This is a genomic window from Bacillus mycoides, from assembly GCF_000832605.1.
Taxonomy (GTDB): domain Bacteria; phylum Bacillota; class Bacilli; order Bacillales; family Bacillaceae_G; genus Bacillus_A; species Bacillus_A mycoides.
On record NZ_CP009692.1, the window covers coordinates 5,077,509 to 5,097,970 of the forward strand.

At 35.1% G+C, this 20,462-nt stretch carries 17 protein-coding genes; 1 reads left to right on the top strand and 16 read right to left on the bottom strand.

Annotation, left to right across the window (positions count from 1 at the left end; translation table 11 throughout):
• Positions 1-64: 64 nt before the first annotated feature.
• Positions 65-1,045, top strand: coding sequence for a helix-turn-helix transcriptional regulator (locus BG05_RS27910; RefSeq protein ID WP_003187288.1), 981 nt, complete (start codon positions 65-67; stop codon positions 1,043-1,045).
• 28 nt (positions 1,046-1,073) lie between these two features.
• Here the strand turns inward: BG05_RS27910 and BG05_RS27915 are convergent, their stop codons facing one another.
• The 16 genes from BG05_RS27915 to BG05_RS27990 form a co-directional block, all read right to left on the bottom strand.
• Complete coding sequence (locus BG05_RS27915; protein ID WP_033733763.1) at positions 1,074-2,510, bottom strand: DUF4367 domain-containing protein; 1,437 nt, start codon at positions 2,508-2,510, stop codon at positions 1,074-1,076.
• A complete protein-coding gene (locus BG05_RS27920; protein ID WP_003187291.1) occupies positions 2,476-3,033 on the bottom strand; it encodes an RNA polymerase sigma factor in 558 nt (185 codons plus the stop codon). Before BG05_RS27920 ends, BG05_RS27915 begins: the two co-directional genes overlap by 35 nt.
• 179 nt (positions 3,034-3,212) lie before the next feature.
• Positions 3,213-3,698, bottom strand: coding sequence for an HIT family protein (locus tag BG05_RS27925; protein ID WP_003187293.1), 486 nt, complete (start codon positions 3,696-3,698; stop codon positions 3,213-3,215).
• An 11-nt stretch (positions 3,699-3,709) separates the two neighbouring features.
• Positions 3,710-4,087 (bottom strand): OsmC family protein, encoded by a 378-nt coding sequence (locus BG05_RS27930; RefSeq protein ID WP_000778855.1) that lies wholly within the window; start codon positions 4,085-4,087, stop codon positions 3,710-3,712.
• Positions 4,062-5,489, bottom strand: coding sequence for an amino acid permease (locus BG05_RS27935; protein ID WP_002125217.1), 1,428 nt, complete (start codon positions 5,487-5,489; stop codon positions 4,062-4,064). The genes BG05_RS27930 and BG05_RS27935 overlap by 26 nt, the downstream gene beginning before the upstream one ends.
• Positions 5,490-5,694: 205 nt before the next feature.
• Positions 5,695-6,339, bottom strand: coding sequence for an amino acid ABC transporter permease (locus BG05_RS27940; protein WP_002134376.1), 645 nt, complete (start codon positions 6,337-6,339; stop codon positions 5,695-5,697).
• The gene (locus tag BG05_RS27945; RefSeq protein WP_002090963.1) at positions 6,340-6,996 is read right to left on the bottom strand and encodes an amino acid ABC transporter permease; all 657 of its coding nucleotides are present in this window, start codon (positions 6,994-6,996) and stop codon (positions 6,340-6,342) included.
• An 87-nt stretch (positions 6,997-7,083) separates the two neighbouring features.
• Positions 7,084-7,914, bottom strand: a complete 831-nt coding sequence (gene glnH / locus BG05_RS27950) for a glutamine ABC transporter substrate-binding protein GlnH (RefSeq protein WP_002125212.1) — start codon at positions 7,912-7,914, stop codon at positions 7,084-7,086.
• A 12-nt stretch (positions 7,915-7,926) separates the two neighbouring features.
• The gene (locus BG05_RS27955; RefSeq protein ID WP_377940380.1) at positions 7,927-8,745 is read right to left on the bottom strand and encodes an amino acid ABC transporter ATP-binding protein; all 819 of its coding nucleotides are present in this window, start codon (positions 8,743-8,745) and stop codon (positions 7,927-7,929) included.
• A gap of 46 nt (positions 8,746-8,791) precedes the next feature.
• Positions 8,792-10,252 (bottom strand): alanine/glycine:cation symporter family protein, encoded by a 1,461-nt coding sequence (locus tag BG05_RS27960; protein WP_002125208.1) that lies wholly within the window; start codon positions 10,250-10,252, stop codon positions 8,792-8,794.
• Positions 10,253-10,411: 159 nt separating this feature from the next.
• The gene (locus BG05_RS27965; RefSeq protein ID WP_002186946.1) at positions 10,412-11,383 is read right to left on the bottom strand and encodes a phosphotransferase enzyme family protein; all 972 of its coding nucleotides are present in this window, start codon (positions 11,381-11,383) and stop codon (positions 10,412-10,414) included.
• Positions 11,384-11,406: 23 nt separating this feature from the next.
• Positions 11,407-12,093 carry a CPBP family intramembrane glutamic endopeptidase gene (locus BG05_RS27970; protein ID WP_016126548.1) on the bottom strand — a complete coding sequence of 229 codons (687 nt, stop codon included), beginning with the start codon at positions 12,091-12,093 and terminating at the stop codon, positions 11,407-11,409.
• A 200-nt stretch (positions 12,094-12,293) separates the two neighbouring features.
• A complete protein-coding gene (locus BG05_RS27975) occupies positions 12,294-12,893 on the bottom strand; it encodes a TasA family protein (protein WP_003187308.1) in 600 nt (199 codons plus the stop codon).
• Between the two features lie 258 nt (positions 12,894-13,151).
• A complete protein-coding gene (locus tag BG05_RS27980; protein WP_003187310.1) occupies positions 13,152-17,393 on the bottom strand; it encodes a S8 family serine peptidase in 4,242 nt (1,413 codons plus the stop codon).
• Between the two features lie 370 nt (positions 17,394-17,763).
• Positions 17,764-18,405, bottom strand: coding sequence for a response regulator (locus BG05_RS27985; RefSeq protein WP_002035350.1), 642 nt, complete (start codon positions 18,403-18,405; stop codon positions 17,764-17,766).
• Position 18,406: 1 nt separating this feature from the next.
• Complete coding sequence (locus BG05_RS27990; RefSeq protein ID WP_002125196.1) at positions 18,407-20,239, bottom strand: GAF domain-containing sensor histidine kinase; 1,833 nt, start codon at positions 20,237-20,239, stop codon at positions 18,407-18,409.
• Positions 20,240-20,462: the final 223 nt, after the last annotated feature.

The window sequence follows — 20,462 nt, forward strand, 5'->3', positions numbered from 1 at the left end:
AGCTTCTATTGATAAAATCATCTTATAAGCACTATACTAACCATAAAACATGACAACTTATGTCATGTTAAAAAAGAAAAAGGTGATATCCTTGTCAAAAGCAAAACGTTTACTAGACATTCTTATATTTGCTTCTACGAAAAAAACATTTACAGCTCAAGAAATAGCTGATGAATTTAATATTTCCGTTCGTACGGTCCATAGATATATTTTAGATTTAAGTGATATGGGATTACCCATTTACGCTGAACAAGGTCGTAACGGAGGATATAAAGTATTAACAAGCAGCATGCTTCCCCCCATTTTATTTACCGAAGAAGAAGCGGTCTCCATCTTTTTTGCTTTCCAATCTTTAGGCTACTATCGTAACTTGCCTTTTAATACAGAAATCAATTCTGTTACTCATAAACTGTATAGCTCTCTACAAAATGATGCGAAAGCTAAAGTTGATAAAATACGTTCTTATATCGCTTTTTGGAATCCGAAGAGAACAATTGAGACAACTTTTTTAAACGAAGTATTAACAGCGGCTATTGAAAATAAAAACTTATACTTTCAATACGAGTCTAAATCGGGGATTAAAACAAAACATGTTCATCCTATCGGTGTATATGCTCACGATGGTTTATGGTATTTGCCATCCTATGAATTTAGTAGAAAAAAAGTATTACTTTATCGTGTTGATCGCATTCTTTCTATATTATCAACGGAAGAAAATGAAGATACATTCATGAATTTAGAAGAGTGGTTTGCCTCTAACTCTAACGTAGTACACAGTCCTACTCAGTTACATGTTTTACTGACAACAGAAGGCGTACGTCAATGTAAAAGCGTTCCTTACCTTGAAGAATTCGTTGTAGTAGACGAAGATGGGACAGGATATATAAATTCAACAATTGATAAAGGTGAAATTAACTTTATTACTCCTTTATTTTATAGACTTGGAAAAGATGCAAGAGTTTTAGAACCGAAAGAATTGATAAATGGTTTACGTATACGTGCAAAAGAGGTTTTACATATGTATGAAGACGAAAAAAGCTGCTAAATATAAGCAGCTTTTTGTGTATTTGTTCCTATTGTTTTGACTGTTGACGAATATCAATCCACCAACGATATGACGCATTCATATTTTCAGTACTTCCATTCCCTCTGTAATGAAAAGCATCAAGGAAAATTGAATCTAGTTTATCCTCATCCACAAAATAACCCAAGTTAACTTTCATCGTTTGGCCAGGTCGGATACTGCCAATATTGTAAAAGCTTTTTCCATCTCCATGAGGTTCTAAATAATCGACTTCGCCCGTCATAATACGCGTTGCGTCCATTCCCTCTTCTTTAGCGTAGTTCCATGCATTTCCTTCAAATTTAAGCTGTTTTATGGATGGAGTCATATAGATTTCTTCTGTCACCTGTTTACCTATATTTTTCACTGTTGTTGTCAGGTAGACAAATTTAACATTAACTAATTTCGAATCTACTAATGTATCAATTGAATCTTTACCATTCCCTAATTTATATACATCCCGTCTGTACGATAGCAATTTTCCCGTCTGATCTAAAGCCTTCTTCTCGCTTAATATCCCTAAGCCAAGTTCATTAAAGTTCTCTTGTTTAAAATCTTTAATCGAATCAAAAACTTCAACTTTTTCTATCACATATTCAATTTGGCTGTTATCCATAGATATCGTTACTGGAACCTTTTGTCCTATGTGAAATAGTCGTTTACTATCTTTTTTCAAAGGAATCACCTTAGTTTTTTTAGGTTCATCCGCTTCACTAAAATACTTTTTATCATAATCTGTTATATGTGCTGCCTTTTCTTTTGACGTAGGCTCAAGTGAAATGTTCCCTAACACATCCATCATTTGTTCTTCATTTACATCTGATCCAATAAAACTTTCTAACATAATCCCTTCTTTCTCAAAAAAGAGAAAGACCTTCCTATCAAACATTACATTGTTGTTTCCAGTTTCTTTATGAACAATTACTGCTTTCCTGCCATTTATCTCTTTTTCTTCATAGCTTTTTGAATATAAAGTTTGAAAGTCCGCATTTCCCCCCACTCTCCAAAGAGCGAATGAAAATCCACCCATTGCGTCGTTATCTTTAAATGAATATTTCATAGCCGAGTCATCAATTGCTTCCATATTTTCTGGTAATTTACCAACTTTCAACTTATACCACTTATCAATATTTTTCGATTCCTTATTCGTTACTGAAACATTTACTTCGTAATTTTGTTTTTGAACAATCATATTATAGACTTTTACTGCACCAAAAACGGTTGTCGGCATACCAATCAATAAACAGGCCGCAGCGATTAACATACGATGTCTTTTACGCTTTGTCTGTGGTTGCTCGCCTTTCAGCTTCATTTCCTCCATAAACAATTTCTTTTTGTGTGTATATGTATGTGAAAATTCATGTTGTTCATCCAGTTTATCAAAATCATCTAAAGCAATTTTTTCAGCAAGGTCATACATTTCTTTGGAGTTCTTTGAATTCGTCATTTTGTATACCTCCTATAATACTTTGTACTCGTTTTCGAGCGCGCTCAAATTGCTTGCGGACATTAGCCTCGGTTATCCCCATTACACTTGAAATTTCTTGATACGTTAAGTTATAGAAGACTTTGTACTTAAACACTTGTCTGTTAGATTCATTTAGCTCTTTTAGCAATGTATCAATCTGAACCTCAGACATTATACGTTTTTCCCACTCTTCAATATTTTCATCTACTACCTCTGTTGATTCTCGTTGATATTCTTCTAAAAATGTTTCATGTCGTTTATTTTTCCGGTAGCTATCAATCGCTTTGTTTTTCGCAATCCTCAAAATATACCGTTTAAGCTCTTGAGTGTTCAAACTATGGAACTTTTCCAAATTCTTATAAAGTGTAATAAACGTCTCTTGAACCGCATCTTCAGCTTGCTGAATATTATTTAAAATAGAATAAGCTACATAATAAATTTTTTGCTCATACAACTCGTATAGCTCTTCCATCTTTTCGTAATCTTTGTTTGTAACTTTCATATAATTCCTCCTCTCATTCTATATAACGAATGAGCGATATACTTTGTGACACTGCAGAATTCTTTAATAGAGAAAATTGAATAATAGAATAAAGAAAAGCCCAATTTCTCTATTTTAACTGAGAAATTGGGCTTTTTAATATTAGAATTTTCCTGACTGTCCCCTTAAGAAAACCCCTCTTACGCCTTTTCGCTATGTATTATTTTCTCTATTGCTTCTTTTAATAAATTCTTTGTCTCTTCAAAGTTATGATTCTGCTGTTCTCCTGGCTGCACCGTATAAAACTCAGCAAACGAACGCTCTTTATATCTCGGTACAATATGCATGTGATAATGAGTTAACTCGTTAAAGATTCCACCATTTTGACAAATTGTAATTCCATCTGGTTTATATAATGCCTTAATCGCTTTTGCAATAAGCTTAGAAGCATCCATAATCGATTTCGCTACAACATCATCTAATTCGTCCACTTCTAAAACATGCTTCTTTGGCACAATTAAAGTATGTCCTGGGTAGAAAGGCGCATGGTCTAAAAAACAAGTTACATAATCATCTTCATACACTTTATATATAATTTCTTCTTCATTTGCTAATTTACAACCTAAACATTCCCTCATGCTTCCCCCTCTGCCAAAAACATAAAAACGTGAGCGCCCTATTCTCACGTTTTTATGTTTCACTTTACTAATTCAATTGTTTCTGTAACTTTTATACTATCCTTTACAGATTGAACAATTGTGCAATTTTTCACTGCAAGTTGCAGCGCCTTGTCTAATTGTTCTTCTGTAATGTTTTGCGCTTTAATTTTATAGTGCAAATGAACACTTTCAACTGGTTTTGATAAAGCTTCACTTCTACCAATTTCAGTTTCAATTGTAAACGTATCGTATGTAATACGTTTCTTTTCTAAAATTGTTCGGAAGACAATTGCACTACATCCTGCGATAGAAGACACGAGTAATTGTAACGGTGAATATCCGTTTTCTTTTCCAATCGCTAATTGACCATACGATAAATCCGCCTGTATATCATCGTGTTTGATTGTTAGTTTCATTTGGTGTCTCCATCTCCACTTTCATCGGTTTCTGCCGTTTCTTATTTATATAATAATATATGTAGCAGAAAATGATAAATGGAATACCACAATATAACGCCATTCGTTGTTCTGGAATAAACGCTAAACTAATAACAACGATGCTATTTGTAATTAAAGCTAAAATTGGAACAAGCGGGTATAGTGGTGTTCTATACTTTAAGTCCTCTAATTTTCCTCCGCCTTTTAAATACTGACTTCTAAAGCGAAGTTGTGATAAAGCAATAATGATCCAACTTGAAACAGCCGATAAACCAGCTATAGATAATAAATACATATATACTGTATCTTCTGCAAGGAAACTTGTTAATAAAGATAACGCCGCTACAGCAATCGTTACGACTAACGCTGTAATCGGAATACCACGTTTATTTACTTTCTTGAAAGAAGTTGGTGCCATTCCTTCATTTGCAAGTGACCATAGTATACGCGTTGCTGCATATAACCCTGAGTTCGCTACAGATAGAAGAGCTGTAATAATAACGAAGTTCATAATATCAGCTGCATATGGAATACCGATTTTATCAAATACAACTACGAATGGGCTTTCAATTATCCCTGCTTCTTTCCAAGAAATTAACCCTACTAAAATTGTCATTGTTAAAATGAAGAATAACATAATGCGCCATACTGTATTACGAATCGCACGTGGAATTGTTTTTTCAGGATTCTGACTCTCTCCTGCTGCAATCCCGATTAACTCTGTTCCTTGGAAGGAAAAGTTAACTGTAATCATCGTAAGAAGCACTGCAGCTAGTCCATTTGGGAATAGCCCACCATCACTTACAAAGTTAGAGAAAAGAGGCGCTGCTTCTTTTCCATCGTATGGTAAGAATCCTAGTAATGCGCTACCACCAAGTAAAATGAATGCAATAATTGTAACTACTTTAATACTAGAGAACCAAAACTCTAATTCAGCATAACTCTTCGCTGATATTGCATTTGAAGCATATAAAATAACTCCGAATACGAGACACCATACCCAAACATCAACATTCGGAAACCATCTTTTCATCATTAAACCGATCGATGTTAATTCTAATCCTACTGTTACTGCCCATCCAATCCAGTATAGCCAACCGATCATAAATCCAGTTCCTGGTCCAATAAACTTCGTCGCATACTTTTGGAAAGATCCTGAAACTGGCATTGCTACCGTTAGCTCTCCAAGACAAAGCATTGTTAAATACATAATAAATCCGCCCACTAAATATGAAAGGATGGCTCCCCCTGGTCCAGCCTGATTAATGGTGTAACCTGAACCTAGAAAAAAACCAGTTCCGATTACACCACCTAGTGCGATCATAAATAAATGTCTACTCTTCATCGTACGATGTAATTGCTCATTCGTTGTTTGCTGCATCTTAATCCTCCCCCTACAAGTACCCCTATCTCTTTTTAAAATTTTCTGATAATAAAAATATACACGAAAGCGATTACAATTTCTATATAAAATTAAAACTTTTCTGATAAAACAATATAAAAATTCAAATATTAAGAGCTCGCAATACTAATTTGAGGAAAAAAAGGATTTATAAGGAAAAAACTCTTACATTTTTTTGTAAGAGTTAACGTATTTCTAATCTTCTAGATAAAATTGATAAACCGTAGTTTACAACAAAATACATACAGGCTGCTAGTATAAATGTTGGAATCATATAATTTACATTCTGCCCGCTAATAATTTGAGCATTATGCATAAGCTCTGGCAATGATATAACAACCGCTAATGACGTATCTTTTAACAATGAAATAAATTGACTAACAAGCGGGGGGACCATTCTTCTTAATGCTTGCGGCAAAATAATATGCCAAAGCGCTTGCACATACGTTAATCCAGAAGACCTTGCAGCCTCAATCTGCCCTTTTTCGATAGATAATAGACCGCTTCGAACAATTTCAGATATCATTGCCGCTTCAAATATTGTTAAAGCAACAATTGCAGCTGTTATAATTTCTAACTTCAATCCCGCTTCCGGAAGTGCAAAATACGTAAAAAATATAATTAAAAGTAGCGGTAAATTTCGAATGACTTCCACGATAAAGCCTAATATTTGTGAGACGACAGGTATTTTCGTATAGCGCAATATTCCTATTACACTACCAATAATAAAGCTAAGTACAATTGCTATGAGCGCTACCTCTAACGTTATGAGTAATCCTTTTAATAAAAAGAGGATATGATCACCTGTTATCGCTCCTTTAAAATCCATTTATACCGCCTCCTTTGCCAAGCGTTTTTCTAAATAACGCACTAGCATACTTAGCGGAATTGTTAATACTAAATAAAACATCCCGACAAATATATATACATCAAACGTAACGAACGTCTTCGTTGAAATTAAGTCTCCTTGATACATTAAATCCGTTCCAGCAATAATTCCGAGTATTGAAGAGTTTTTTACTAAATTGAGAAATTGATTTCCTAGAGGAGGAATGACGATTTTCATCGCTTGAGGTAAGACGACATGATACATCGCTTGCGTATAAGTTAATCCTGAAGAACGTGCTGCTTCCATTTGACCTTTCGCGACTGATAAAATACCAGCACGAATTACTTCCGCAATAAAAGCCGCTGTATAAACTGTAAGCGCAACTGTCCCTGCTACAAAACCGTTGAAAGTAATTCCTATTACAGGCAAAGCAAAATAGAAAATGAATGCAATTAATACGAGTGGAATATTTCTAACAAACTCTACATAGGCAGAGCCAATCCAATTCAAAATACGAATAGGTGAAATTCGCATCACTGCCATAACAATTCCTAAAACAAAACTTCCTATTAGTGCAACTACACTAGACATAACTGTATACTTAAAGCCTTCTAAATACATATCAATGTTATTCGTTAATATAGAAAAATCAGGCACATATTCTCCCCTCTTTCTTTACAAGAAGAGGATGAGTACTCTCATCCTCTCACTCTTACTATTTATCACGAGAAATAAAGTTTCATTTTACTTCTCTTGTTTTTGACCAATCCATTTTTCATACAATTTATCGTATTCTCCATTCGCTTTCATATCTTTTAATAAACTATTAATCTCTTTCGTTAAATCGTCTGCACCTTTTTGTACTGCAATTCCATACGGTTCATCCGTGAAAATTTTCCCTACAACTTCATAATTAGAATCTTGTTTTGCCATTCCGTAAAGAATCGCATTATCTGTAGTTAAAACATCGCCTTTACCTGCTTTTAACGCTGTAAATGCCTCACTATAATTCTCAAACTCTAATACTGTTGCTTCTGGTGATTTTTGGCGAATGTTATTTGTAGATGTTGATCCTTTTACAGCTAATACTTTAACGCCTTGTTTTATATCATCAATGCTCTTAATATTGCTTCCTTTTTTCACAAGTAACGATTGTCCTGCTTTAAAATATACATCTGAGAAATCTACTTCTTTTTTGCGTTCTTCCGTAATTGTCATTGTCGCAATAATTGCATCAATATCACCATTTTTCAGCATCGGAATACGTGTTTTAGACGTTACTTCTTTCAGCTCTAGTTTCTTTTCATCACCAAGAATTTTTTTCGCAAGTGCCTTCGCGATATCAATATCGAATCCTTCTACTTGCCCTGTTGAAGGGTTTTTCAATCCAAATAAATTCGTATCATTCTTCACTCCAACTACTAACTTCCCGCGCTTCTTAATTTGCTCAACAGCTCCGCCTTGCTTCGTATTCGTTTCTTTCGCCTCGTCTTTTTTCCCCCCGCACCCAGCAACAATAAACACGAATAAACATGAGAATACGATTAGGGTAAACAACTTTTTCATCTTAAGCATGAAATTCCTCCTTTAATGATTTAATACCCGGCTTAAAAATAGACGTGCTCTTTCTTGTTCAGGATTTGCAAAAAATTGTGATGGTGTTGTATCTTCGATAATTTGACCGTCATCCATAAATAAAATTCTATCTGCTACCTCACGTGCAAATCCCATCTCATGTGTGACGACGACCATCGTCATTCCTTCTTTAGCCAGCGCTTTCATAACATCAAGCACCTCTCCGATCATCTCTGGATCAAGAGCGGACGTAGGCTCATCAAATAGCATAATTTTCGGTTGCATCGCGAGCCCTCTAGCAATAGCTACCCTTTGCTGTTGACCTCCGGATAATTGATGAGGATATACACCTGCCTTCTCCGAGATTCCTACTTTCTCTAAATAAACCATCGCTGTTTTTTCTGCTTCTTCTTTTGAAGTTTTATTTACTTTAATTGGTGCTAGTGTAATATTTTGCAGAACTGTTTTATGTGGGTATAAGTAAAAATGCTGGAAGACCATACCAATATTTCGGCGTAATTCATTCATATCTGCTTTTTTATTGTGTACATCTGTATTTTGTACGATTAACTCTCCATCAGTAATCGCCTCTAACTGATTTATACACCGAAGCAATGTACTTTTTCCTGATCCTGAAGGACCAACAACTACTACCACTTCACCTTTTTTCACTTGCACATTAATATTTTTCAAAACTTGGAAGTTACCATAATATTTATTTACATTACGAAACTCTATCACCATACTCCCCCCTCTCCTAAACAAAGCATGTACATTCTTTTTATATTCAAAAATAGGCAAAAAAATAACTTTCATCTTCATTTTGTCCATAAAAAAGAGCAAAGAGATTTCCCTTTGCTCCTTCATTTCTATTCTCTTAAGATACTTCTTCTTTCTTGTCTTTCCCGTATTCATGCTCCCAGAAATCAGCATTTTTAATTCCTAATTTCTGCGGATCGAATACTGGATCTTTTCCTTCTTTTTTCTGCTTTTCATAATCCTTTAATGCGATCAATGCCGGTTTTTGTAATAATAGAATCGCAATAATGTTAACCCATGCCATAATTCCTACACCAATATCTCCTAAAGCCCATGCTGTTGCTGCTGTTTTTACACAACCGTAGAATACAACTCCTAAGAATACAAACTTTAGTACGATAGACATCCAAGGACGGTCTTTATCACGATTTAAGTAAGCTATATTCGTTTCTGCAATGTAGTAATAAGCCATAATTGTTGTAAATGCGAAGAATAGTAAAGAGATTGCTACGAAACCGTTTCCAAATCCAGGGAAAACAGATTCTACTGCTGCCTGTGTATAACCAGGACCTGGCTGTGCACCATTTAATTTATTGACGATAAAGTTTTTTCCGCTTGCATCAAATACGTTATACATGCCTGTAATAATCATCATAAATGCTGTTGCTGAACAAACAAATAATGTATCAATGTAAACGGAAAATGCTTGTACTAACCCTTGTTTAGCTGGATGCGATACTTCAGCTGCTGCTGCTGCATGGGCCCCAGTTCCTTGCCCTGCTTCGTTTGAATAAATACCACGTTTTACACCCCAAGAAATTGCTAAACCGATAATCCCGCCAAAAGCCGCTTCTAATGCAAATGCACTTTTTAAAATTAACATGAAAGCGTCTGGTAATTTTTCAATATTCATAGCTACAATTACACAGGCTACTAAAATATAGCCAAGCGCCATAAACGGTACTACAACTTGCGCTACGTTAACAATTCGCTTAACTCCACCAAATATAATAAGTGCTAATGCCGCTACTAATACCGCTCCTGATACAGAAGTATTAATACCAAAAGCTGTTTCTAGACTTACAGCAATACTATTCGCCTGAACACCCGGTAACAGCATCCCCGTCGCAAGAATTGTCGCTGCAACGAATACTAAAGCATACCATTTAACACCTAGCCCTTTTTCAATGTAATAAGCAGGACCACCGCGGAATTGCCCTTGATGCTTCGTCTTATATATTTGTGCAAGCGTCGATTCTACATATGCAGAACCAGCTCCTAGAAAGGCTACCGCCCACATCCAAAATACAGCCCCTGGACCACCAAAGGCAACAGCCGTTGCAACACCTGCAATATTTCCTGTTCCAACGCGCCCTGATAATGAAAGTGCTAAAGCTTGGAATGAAGAAACACCCGCATCCGATTTTTCCCCTTGAAATGTAAGTTTCACCATTTCTCCTACATGTCTTACTTGTAAAAACCTTGTTCGAATGGAAAAATATAGACCTACTCCTAAACATAAATAGACAAGTGCTGGACTCCAAACAATATTATTTATCCAACTTACGATAGCTTCCAACTTTCCCCCTCCTTCTTTATAAAGAATATTCAGAATATATATAAAATTATAAGTGTATACCGAATCTATAACAATATTATTTTAATAAAGCAAACATATTTTTGTATAAAAAAACAAAGTATATATTTATTTTATATACTTTGTTCCCTTATCTCTGTATTATGTATTCACTATTGCCTCTTGCTTTATAATTCTTTCATACAACTCATCTGATAACTTTTGAAAATCCTCTGGCATATCTTTCCCCTTAAATTTCTTTTGAATCGTACCGTATAGGCCTATATCACGTAACCGTAAAAATAACGGTAACGATTCATACCAACTATCCGCCAGCCTGTGCTCATATTCGTACCCCTTTCTTAACACTTGTAACTGTTTACGAGCAAATTCCGTCTTTTTCTCCAATGTCCACGGTGTAAAAAGAACAGAGTAATAAAGAACCATTGCCAAATCATGAATGAAGTAATTATAGGCAGCGTCATCAAAATCAAAGATTGTTAGCCCTTTTCCATCATAATGAAAATTACCTGGATGAATATCGCCATGCATAAGGCCAAACGTTTCTCTTTCGATTGGAAGAGCCTTTATTTCATCCATTAATACAGTGGCAATCCCTTTCACCTTCTCATCTTCTAATCCATTAACAATGCTACTTTCATCCTCTTCCCACGTATCACGGTAGTCTGTTTTAGGATAATCCATTGTAAGGCGGTGCAGTTGTCCAATCGCTTTTCCCCACGCTTCAAAGTAAGCATCTCCCCAATAAGGCGATCCTTCTCCTTTTACTTGCTCACCTTGTGCATATGTAAATAAAGACGCGAAAAAGAAAGTGCCATCTTCCGCTCCAATTTCTTCTACAAGGTTTTGAGATATTGAATTACGAGGTCCCGCCACTTTTGCCCCATGCTCTGCAACATACCGTAAAAAATCTAGTTCGGCCTCTACCTCTTTTTTAGACCGATGAGAAGAATGGGTTAAGCGTAATACGTAATCTTCATTATTTTTACCCTTCGCCTTAAAAATATAATTTTCAAAATCACCAAGTGGCTTTTCTTCCACCGTTACATGATATGCCTTTGCTGCTCTTGCTAAAATTTCATTCGTAAAAACACGTTCTACCGCTATTTCCATTTGTATCCCTCCTATATATCTTCTTAATTCGACATAAATGTAAGAAGTACTGCTATGAAATTAAATAGTGCGTGTGCAATCATAGCCGATAAAATAGAATTTGTTTTTTCATATAACCACGCGAATACTACACCGCTTAAAAAATTCACCGGTAATGTGTTATATGTTGGAATATGAACAACGGTAAATATTATTGAACTTATAATCACCCCGCCCAATATGCCATATCTATCACGAAAAAACGTATAAAAAACACCTCGATATAAAATTTCTTCATAGATTGGTGATATAACTGCTGCTCCAATTACCGCGATACAGAACGCATATATTGATTTATCATTTTGGATCGTCTCCGTTTTACTATTTTCGAAAGAAATCCCCAGTTTCTCCATTATCATTAATACTCCAACACTCACTACAATCAAAGAAATAACCGCTACAAATGTCCACAATAAATCTTTCCATGAAAGCTTCCGAATTCCAATATCTTTCCACGACAGTTTATATCTTTTTATGCAAAAAAGATAAACTAAAAATGTAAATATCACTGCCATTATAAGTCCCATTAATACTCCAGCATATAATGAGTTCCCTATTATTTTTAAAGCATAATCATAAAAAAGAGATTCAACCATTACTGGTACAATCAGAAATACAAAAACAAATAAATATAAAATTTCTTTCCATCCCCACATACATTTTAAAGTCATCTACACCATCCCCCTATATCCTATTTTCTTTAGTATAAAAGATGACGTAACGTAACTTTCAAGCTACTTTTTTTCAAATAATCTAAGCATAATTTTCTCACAAAATAAAAAAAGGTTGATTCACTCAATCAACCTTTACACTATTAAAAATTCTATTCCTCAATTCTTCATCAATTCATTCTCATATATAATATTTATCTTTATTTATCTTCACCTTTTGTCTGCATTGAGTTGAAGGTCCAATTTAACTTCAATGAATCCCCTTGAAATACATTTTGCTCTTCATCGTTATCTACAAATGTGAACATTACGTAGAAAGTATCATCATCACCAGGAGCAAGTCCATTTCCTTCTCGGTCTACAACACCTTTTTGTACAAGATCAGGAATACTTCCGTTTTGCGTAGCTACCTTTAATTCAGATAATGTAGTAGACCAAATTGGAACCTCATTTTTATCCAAATTCCACAAGAAATCAACACGGATATGATCACCAAAATCAGCATTTCCATTATCTCCTTTAGCATCGATTACACTGTAATCTGTCAGAAGTTTCACATCTCCTATTGCTAAGGTTCCTTTGTTTACTAATTGAAAACCACGCTCCATTTCATCACCTGGTTTAATATTGTCGACATTAATAACAACTTCAGGATTAACACTCAAATCTAAAGTACCGGCTGCAAACGTGTTTTGTGATACTTCCTTATCACTAAAATACGCATATGTTCCCCCACTAATTAAAGATAAGCCAAGCGCTGCAGTTACAACACCCATACCAAGTTTTTTCTTAATACTCATTTCACAAGTCCCCCTATTTTTAAAGTTTAAACTACAAACCTTATTTCCAGCCCACAAACAATAATAATTAAGCAACTACCTTGTCCCACAACGAAAGCGAACTAACTTTAAGCTAGTTACTTCATGTACCCAAACGACTATTACTTTTAAAATAACCGGTAATGTTACCGTAAATCATTACCGGTTATTTGTTAGCCAATCTCATTTAATTTTATATTCATTGTCTTATTGCTTTATTTACTCTAGAAGTTTGTCCACTTATTTTTTTGGCTCTAATCCAATGGAACGTAAGATTTTATCTAACGTCACTGGCCCTACATTTTCTTTCGGTTTCTGATTTTCTTTGGCATCTGAACCCTTTTTCAAGAAATTCTTCTCAATAAAACGAATATCTGTTTCATTTACAACACCATCTTGATTGACATCTCCATCTTTTACAGCCACTTTTCCTTTTTCATATGAAAGAGCTGCTATTCTAGCATCTTGAATATCTACCATTTTATCGCCGTTTACATCACCTGCAAGGCTGTCATCCATATCAGCTCTAAAGTTTTGTCCCACTAATTCTCCATCCTGCATTTTCCCTATTTTTGTAGTTAATTTACTATTTAAATGACCTGGCATTTCTACGAAAATATTATATTCTGTATCACTTACTGGAACACTATGAATTTCAAATTGCCCATTATCATCAACCGTTCCTGTATATTTCTTTCCATCCTTACCAACTGCATACACTTTTGCTCCTAGTTTTGTGTAGTCATTCTTACCTAAATACCCCTCTTCAGTTAAGAAAGCTTCTGGTCCAATATATCCTGTAACCATTGCATGTTTCGAAATAATAGAAAAGGATTTATCTTTAAATACAGGAATCTCAACGCCTTCTGATGCACCTGTTTTTGTATAAGAGAATTTATCTACGCCAAATGCTGTTAAATTATTAAAATACTCGTCACTCGTCATCTCGAATGTAACATCTACAAATGGTGCGTCTCCATCTAGACCTTTAAATTCTGTTCCTTCTAAAGATGCACCAACTTTCACCTTGTTTTCCCAGTTTCCTTCTTCATTTATCACTGGATCTTCTAATTTAATATTTAATCCATTTTGTTTTGCATATTCTGCAAGTGCTGGATTTGGTTTAACATCTACAAATTTAAACAACTGTTTACTATAAGGAATCTCAAATGTACCTGACATAAGTTGTTTCACATTATTAAGATTTAAAGTTAATGTAATTTTTTCTCCTAGTTTAACTTTATCCTTGTCATAGCTTGGGACAGCGTATTCCGTTCCCTCTTTAACAAAGACATAATCTTTAAATCCATTTGCCATATTTGATGCAGTTGCAAGATCATATCCAAATAACCTTAAATTAAGCGGTTCATTGATTTCCTCTGGAAGTACACCAAATTTAAAATCACCATTGGCTTGAATTGTATTCAACCAACCTGACGGAAAAGCAGAGTTTTGGTAATATACAATTTCATTAGTTTTTTGGTCATACTGAAGGCCTTTTGCCTTTAATACATCTATCGTAGAATCATAAATGTTACCATGTACCCATAATGCACGCTGACCATCTTCTTCTTTGAACATAGATTCATTTACCTCATGAACGCCAGGTTTTACATCGGTAAATTTCATTTCAGGTTTGATATTATCAATAATTACGCTATCTCCTTTTGTATAAGGTTTCCCTTCTTTGTCATATCCAATGAAATCAAGTTGGTAATCTCCATCAGGCAACGTAACTCGCTTGTCTCCAATTGGATGATTTGGATCTCCTGTAAACGGGAATACATAGCCACCCATACCATCGAACATGATATATTCAATATTTGGTGTTAGACTGCTAGCATTAATTGTCCCCACAATTCCTAATGCCTTTCCTGTTTTTCGATCCTTCACCACTGCATCGATAGTTTCAAGTGGACTGTTCAATTTAAATGTCAGCGGTGAACTCGGCCTTTCCATAAATGGATGGAAGTTAGATGTATCTGTTGCCATTGCATCTCTCAGCAAATCTACAGATTCAATTCCTTTTTCTGTGAATTTAACTGCAAATGGCACTTGATATACTTCTTTTTCATTTTTTTTATTTGAAATATGAATATATCCCTCATATCTACCAAATTCAGCGTTTTCTGGAATGATAATTTCAGGGCTAATTTCCCCTGATGTACTAGGAGCTACTTTAATAGAATCTTGTACGTTCAGCTTCACACCATTCTTCGCTGCATCTTGCACACCTACACTTGTTGGTGAAAACTCTACTTCTAATTTAAACTCTTTCTCGTCTGTTTTATTGCTGTTCTTAATTAAGACTTTTCGACTATCTTTAATAGGTCCATTTCCCAATTGGTTTTTATACCCGAATGCAATAGACCCTGTTTTTTCTTCAATTTCTACTTCTTCATCATTTACAACGTTTGATGTTTTATCGATAACCTCGATAGCTGTATCTGCATGAACTGCACGATACGCATCAATTCGGCCTGATCCTACCTCAAATACAGAGCGTGCCTCTTTTAAGTCAACTGCAGTATTCATAAGCGCTTCTTTTACTTCAAACGGACTATAGTTTGGATGTTCTTGTAAAATGAGTGCCGCCACCCCCGCTGTATGAGGAGTTGCCATAGATGTACCTGACATACGTCCATACGCTACCGGATAATTTTCTCCATCCTTTGGATCATTAATATATTCAGGAACAGTTGAGAAAATAGACACACCTGGTGCTACAATATCTGGCTTAATATCATCTGTTTTAGTTGCAGGACCACGGGAGCTGAAATCAGCTAAGTGATCTCCCTCTGTTTTTATATTACTAAGTTCCCCAAACGCTAACGACACATCCCCTTGTACAGCTTTTGCTTGCAATTTCTCACCATCTACTTTTGTTAAGCGGAATGATGGAATAGATGCAGTACTTTCCCCAAGATAACTTGTAATTTCCCCATCTACATTGTTGTATACAATTACCGCCTTTGCGCCTGCTTCCTTAGCATTTTTAATTTTTTCATCAAATGTAATCTCACCGCGTTGGATAAGAGCTAACTTCCCTTTAACATCTTTCCCTGTAAAATCACCTGATTTCCCAAGTCCTGCATATACCACGGGTATGGATTGTCTTTTTAAGTCTTCAATTTTATCAGTAAAACTTTTACCTAGTAGCATCATCTTATCCACTTGTAAATCACCTGCACTAGCTGAAAACGTTGGAATGTTCATCGCAGCGTCACTTGCTCCAACTGTAATTGGAAGTGCTGCTGCACTAGGTGATCCAAGGGTACCTTCTTCTGGACCACTATTACCTGCCGCTACTACTGTAACAACACCAGCTAACATCGCATTGTTTACTGCAATAGAAGTAGGATATAAAGGATCATTAATAGACGCACCTAATGATAAATTGATAACGTCCATATCGTCTTTCACTGCTTTATCAATCGCAGCAAGAATACCGCTTGTTTGTCCACTTCCATATGGACCTAATACACGATATGAATATAAATCTACATCCGGAGCGACTCCCGTAACTGCATAATCCACACTATTCTTTTTGTCTGCAGCAATTGTCCCAGCTACATGAGTACCGTGGGATGTATAGTATGCACTTCCATCATAAATTTCAGGATATCCTCCAGAATTTTGCCAATCCTTATACGTTGTCTCCATTGGATCAGCATCATTATTAACAAAATCCCATCCTTTTATTGAGTTCGGATCTATTTTGCTTGCATCTTCACCTTGCTTTGCACGATACCCTTTATAAGCATCTTTTAAATCAGGGTGGTTATAATCAATACCTGTGTCCAGTACACCTACCTTAATTCCTTTACCTGTTATTTTTTCATCATGCAGCTTGTCCACACCAATTTGTGGTACACTATCTGCCATTTTGGGTTCGGCAGCCGTCTTAGCTGTTTCTTTCGGTAAATCAATTTTGACCTCACTATCTTCCCATACGCGCTTAACAATACCAGTGCGAACTAAGTCTTCAATCATATTCGCAGGTAACGAAATCGCTACACCATTAAAAGCATTCTTATATTCTCTTGTTATTTTGGCAGATTTAAAATTCGTCCCTTTATCTTTATTCTTTTGAAGCTGCTCAAACTCTGATTTAAATTCTTTATGAGATGCTTCTACCTTTTGTTCCGCAGTTGAAAGGGCTATTTTTTTCCCCTTAGCTGCTTGTTTTAACATCTCGATTTTGCTAGGTGCTTGCTTAAACTCTACAATCACATTCACATTATCAGGACTTGCTGTATTGATGCCTGGTGAAATAACAAAACCTGGTTTTGTATTTAACGTTTTTAAGGCATTACGTTGTTCCTTTGTAAGACCTTTCAATATAGCATTTGCATCATCAATCCCAGTTAAAGTAGTTGTATTTACCTCTTCGGCCAATACGTTATATGGAATTCCTTGAGACATTAACATACCAACAGTTAGCGTTCCGATAAGTATTTTTCCGAATTTCCCCTTCTTCATAGCGCATCTCCTTATTATTAAAATTATTTTTTCTAAAATAAATCCTCTGATCTCCTATTTAGCATTGGCAATTCTATCAACCTTGAATCTATTTAAAACAATCGAGAATCTCCAACACTACTAATCTTCTTTCTATAAAAGCCCCCATAAATTGTTTCCAACTACAACGATTTACAACATGAATTATTAGTAGCGTTAAGCAATAATTCTATTTTTATTATTTCACATTTTGATTTTTCTGAATATTAAACAAAAGGAGTAATTTTTTTCTAATGATTCTATGCCCAAATAGTACAAAAGAACTACCTTGCCCTTTATTCTTTGTAATATAGAATAAAGAAACACGATAGTTCTTTTAAACATCTCTTATTTAATCCAACGGAACCAATTGATTTCGAACAGCATAAATCACCGCTTGTGATCGACTTTTTACATTTAGTTTTTTAAAAATTTTATTGATGTGAATTTTAACTGTTTTATCACTAATATATAGAGCTTCAGCAATTTCTTTATTACTAAGTCCTTTTACTAATTCAAAAAGAATTTCCTTTTCACGTTCCGTCAGTTCATTTTCATTTGATTCTAATTTCATTTTTTGCTGATGATATGTAATTAATTTTTTAGTCATACGCGGATGAATAACTGAATCGCCTCGATATAACATTCGAATTGCTGCTATTACCTGCTCCGATGATGAATCCTTCAATAAATAACCATCAGCACCAGCCTGAAGTGCATCCATTAAATACTCATCATGTTCATACATTGTAAACACAAGCACTCGGCAATTTGGATAATTTTTTTTTACTAACTCTGTGGCTTCAATCCCATTTTTCCCTGGAAGATTAATATCCATCAAAATACAATCTGGTCTGCATTCTTCTACTTTTCCCAATACTCCGTCCCCAGAGCTAGCTTCTCCAACCACTTTCATATCAGATTCATCCTCTAGTATGCTCCGAATTGCGTCTCGTAAAAAAGCATGATCATCCACTACTAATATTTTAATCATTTTACGCACCCCTTGTTTGTGAATCTGGAATTAATAGTGTAATTTCTGTCCCTTTCCCTACAGAACTATCAATCTGTAAAGTAGCCCCTAATTGTTCAGCTTGTTCATTCATATGTAATATACCATAATGTGGCTCATTCTTCGTTTTAACCATAGACTCAAATAGTGAAAAGCCGACTCCATTATCCTTAACCCTTAAAAGCACGTGCTCACTTTGATAGCTAAGTAAAACATCAGTCTTTTCTGCTTGTGCATGTTTTACAATGTTTTGCAAACTCTCTTGTAATGTATCAAAAATAACTCTTTCTTTTGAAAAGCTGAGTGCACGTGCATGACCTCTTTCATGATATGTAATATCTAGTTCATATTCTTGTTTTAAAGATTTTATTTTACTTGCTATCGCCTGCTTAAGCCCTAATTGTTGTGTCGGATATGGTTTTAAAGCATAAATAGAATAACGAACTTCTCCTAGGCTTCCTCTTAAATCTTTTATACTTTTCTCTACTATTTGCTGCATATCTATTGGTTTATCACGGTATTTTTTCTGCGCGGATTCTAGTTGGTATATCACCCCGGCCAATGTTTGTGCAATACCATCGTGAATTTCGCGTGCGATTCTATTTCTTTCTTCTAAAATCATTCTTTTTTCCTGTTCAGAAATCAATATTCTTGTTTTAACTACGTTAGCTAATTGGTTAGAAAACGTAGCTAACGACTGTACATCTTCCGGAAAAAAACCCGCAGTTCTACTTTTCCCTGCAACAAACATTCCGACTAGTTCATCATTTACAATAAGAGGAAAATATACAAGCGAGCGTATGACGCTATCAAATATTTCATCTCCAGGAGCCGTACCAGTTTTCCAATCATGAAACACAAGATTTTTAGAGATTCCCTCAAACGCCTTGGATATTTCTGAATGATCAGAAATATCCAGACGAACTTTCCCATCTTTCAATAGAAGATTCCAGTTCCCATCATCTTTTGTCCATATTACATATGCTTGTATGCCAAAAAAGCCTTTAAGCGCTTGTTTAATATGTTTCAAGTTTCCTCCGGTTAGTCCACGACTAATTTCTGTCGTAATAAGAAACAGCTCATATAATCGTTCCTTCTCCATCCTTATCCGTACAGAAAAAGAACTAATAACTGAAATTGCTACAAGTGGAAAAAAGAAAAACAGTACTGTAATCTCGTTTATTTCCACACTATATGTACTAATTAATACATGCATCAGGGCCGCATAAGAGAAACCAAAAGTTTCGCAAAGAAATACCGTTACAGTTTTTTTATACCACTGATAGATTGAATATGGCTGCGGAAGAATTATCATTAACAAATCGTAAAAGCGGTTGTTGAAGAAGCCAAAAAACACGCAAAATAACAACAAAGATATTAAATTTTCATATAGAACTGACATATCTATCTTGTTAATTAATAAAGACATACATTTATTTGAAAACCATTCGGCCAAGATCAAACTAAGCGCATGCTGAGTACTATTAAATAACATTCTTTGTATCGGTGAACGACGATGCAGGTGAATAATTAGCGTTACGAGTACAATAGCAATAATAGTCATATGGATTCCAAACTGCCAACTCATAGCGTAAATTATCGGAAAGGTAAGCGAGCTAGTTCCTCTCCAAAATCGTACAGGAAAATACTCTGCAATCCCCATAAATATTAATAACAATATTAATATCGTTGGATAAGAAGGGATTTTAATATCAAGTAAAGATATGGTTATAGTAATCAAGCCAAGAAAAGAAATAAAATAAAGATAAGAACTAGCAATCTTTTCTCTCATAAAGATAGAATTTACATCCTTCAAAACAACCCCTTCTTTCTTTATAAAACTTCATTTTCTCTATTATCCAACAAAAAACCGGCACTGGCAAAATGGAAAAACCTCCACTAGCCAATCACCGGCTGTGTACTACACCTAAAAAGGCAAGACACAATATTAGTATAAATCGATTCTCATAAATTTCCTATTCATCAAACGATGTAATTATGCATACCGCTAGGCTTATCCTCTATAGTACAAAAGATAT

Excerpts from the sequence above, each read along its gene's own strand:
- BG05_RS27910 (WP_003187288.1), top strand. The coding sequence starts at position 65 with ATGTTAAAAAAGAAAAAGGTGATATCCTTGTCAAAAGCAAAACGTTTA.
- BG05_RS27915 (WP_033733763.1), bottom strand. The coding sequence starts at position 2,510 with ATGACGAATTCAAAGAACTCCAAAGAAATGTATGACCTTGCTGAAAAA.
- BG05_RS27920 (WP_003187291.1), bottom strand. The coding sequence starts at position 3,033 with ATGAAAGTTACAAACAAAGATTACGAAAAGATGGAAGAGCTATACGAG.
- BG05_RS27930 (WP_000778855.1), bottom strand. The coding sequence starts at position 4,087 with ATGAAACTAACAATCAAACACGATGATATACAGGCGGATTTATCGTAT.
- BG05_RS27935 (WP_002125217.1), bottom strand. The coding sequence starts at position 5,489 with ATGCAGCAAACAACGAATGAGCAATTACATCGTACGATGAAGAGTAGA.
- BG05_RS27940 (WP_002134376.1), bottom strand. The coding sequence starts at position 6,339 with ATGGATTTTAAAGGAGCGATAACAGGTGATCATATCCTCTTTTTATTA.
- glnH (WP_002125212.1), bottom strand. The coding sequence starts at position 7,914 with ATGCTTAAGATGAAAAAGTTGTTTACCCTAATCGTATTCTCATGTTTA.
- BG05_RS27955 (WP_377940380.1), bottom strand. The coding sequence starts at position 8,745 with ATGGACAAAATGAAGATGAAAGTTATTTTTTTGCCTATTTTTGAATAT.
- BG05_RS27965 (WP_002186946.1), bottom strand. The coding sequence starts at position 11,383 with ATGGAAATAGCGGTAGAACGTGTTTTTACGAATGAAATTTTAGCAAGA.
- BG05_RS27970 (WP_016126548.1), bottom strand. The coding sequence starts at position 12,093 with ATGACTTTAAAATGTATGTGGGGATGGAAAGAAATTTTATATTTATTT.
- BG05_RS27975 (WP_003187308.1), bottom strand. The coding sequence starts at position 12,893 with ATGAGTATTAAGAAAAAACTTGGTATGGGTGTTGTAACTGCAGCGCTT.
- BG05_RS27980 (WP_003187310.1), bottom strand. The coding sequence starts at position 17,393 with ATGAAGAAGGGGAAATTCGGAAAAATACTTATCGGAACGCTAACTGTT.
- BG05_RS27985 (WP_002035350.1), bottom strand. The coding sequence starts at position 18,405 with ATGATTAAAATATTAGTAGTGGATGATCATGCTTTTTTACGAGACGCA.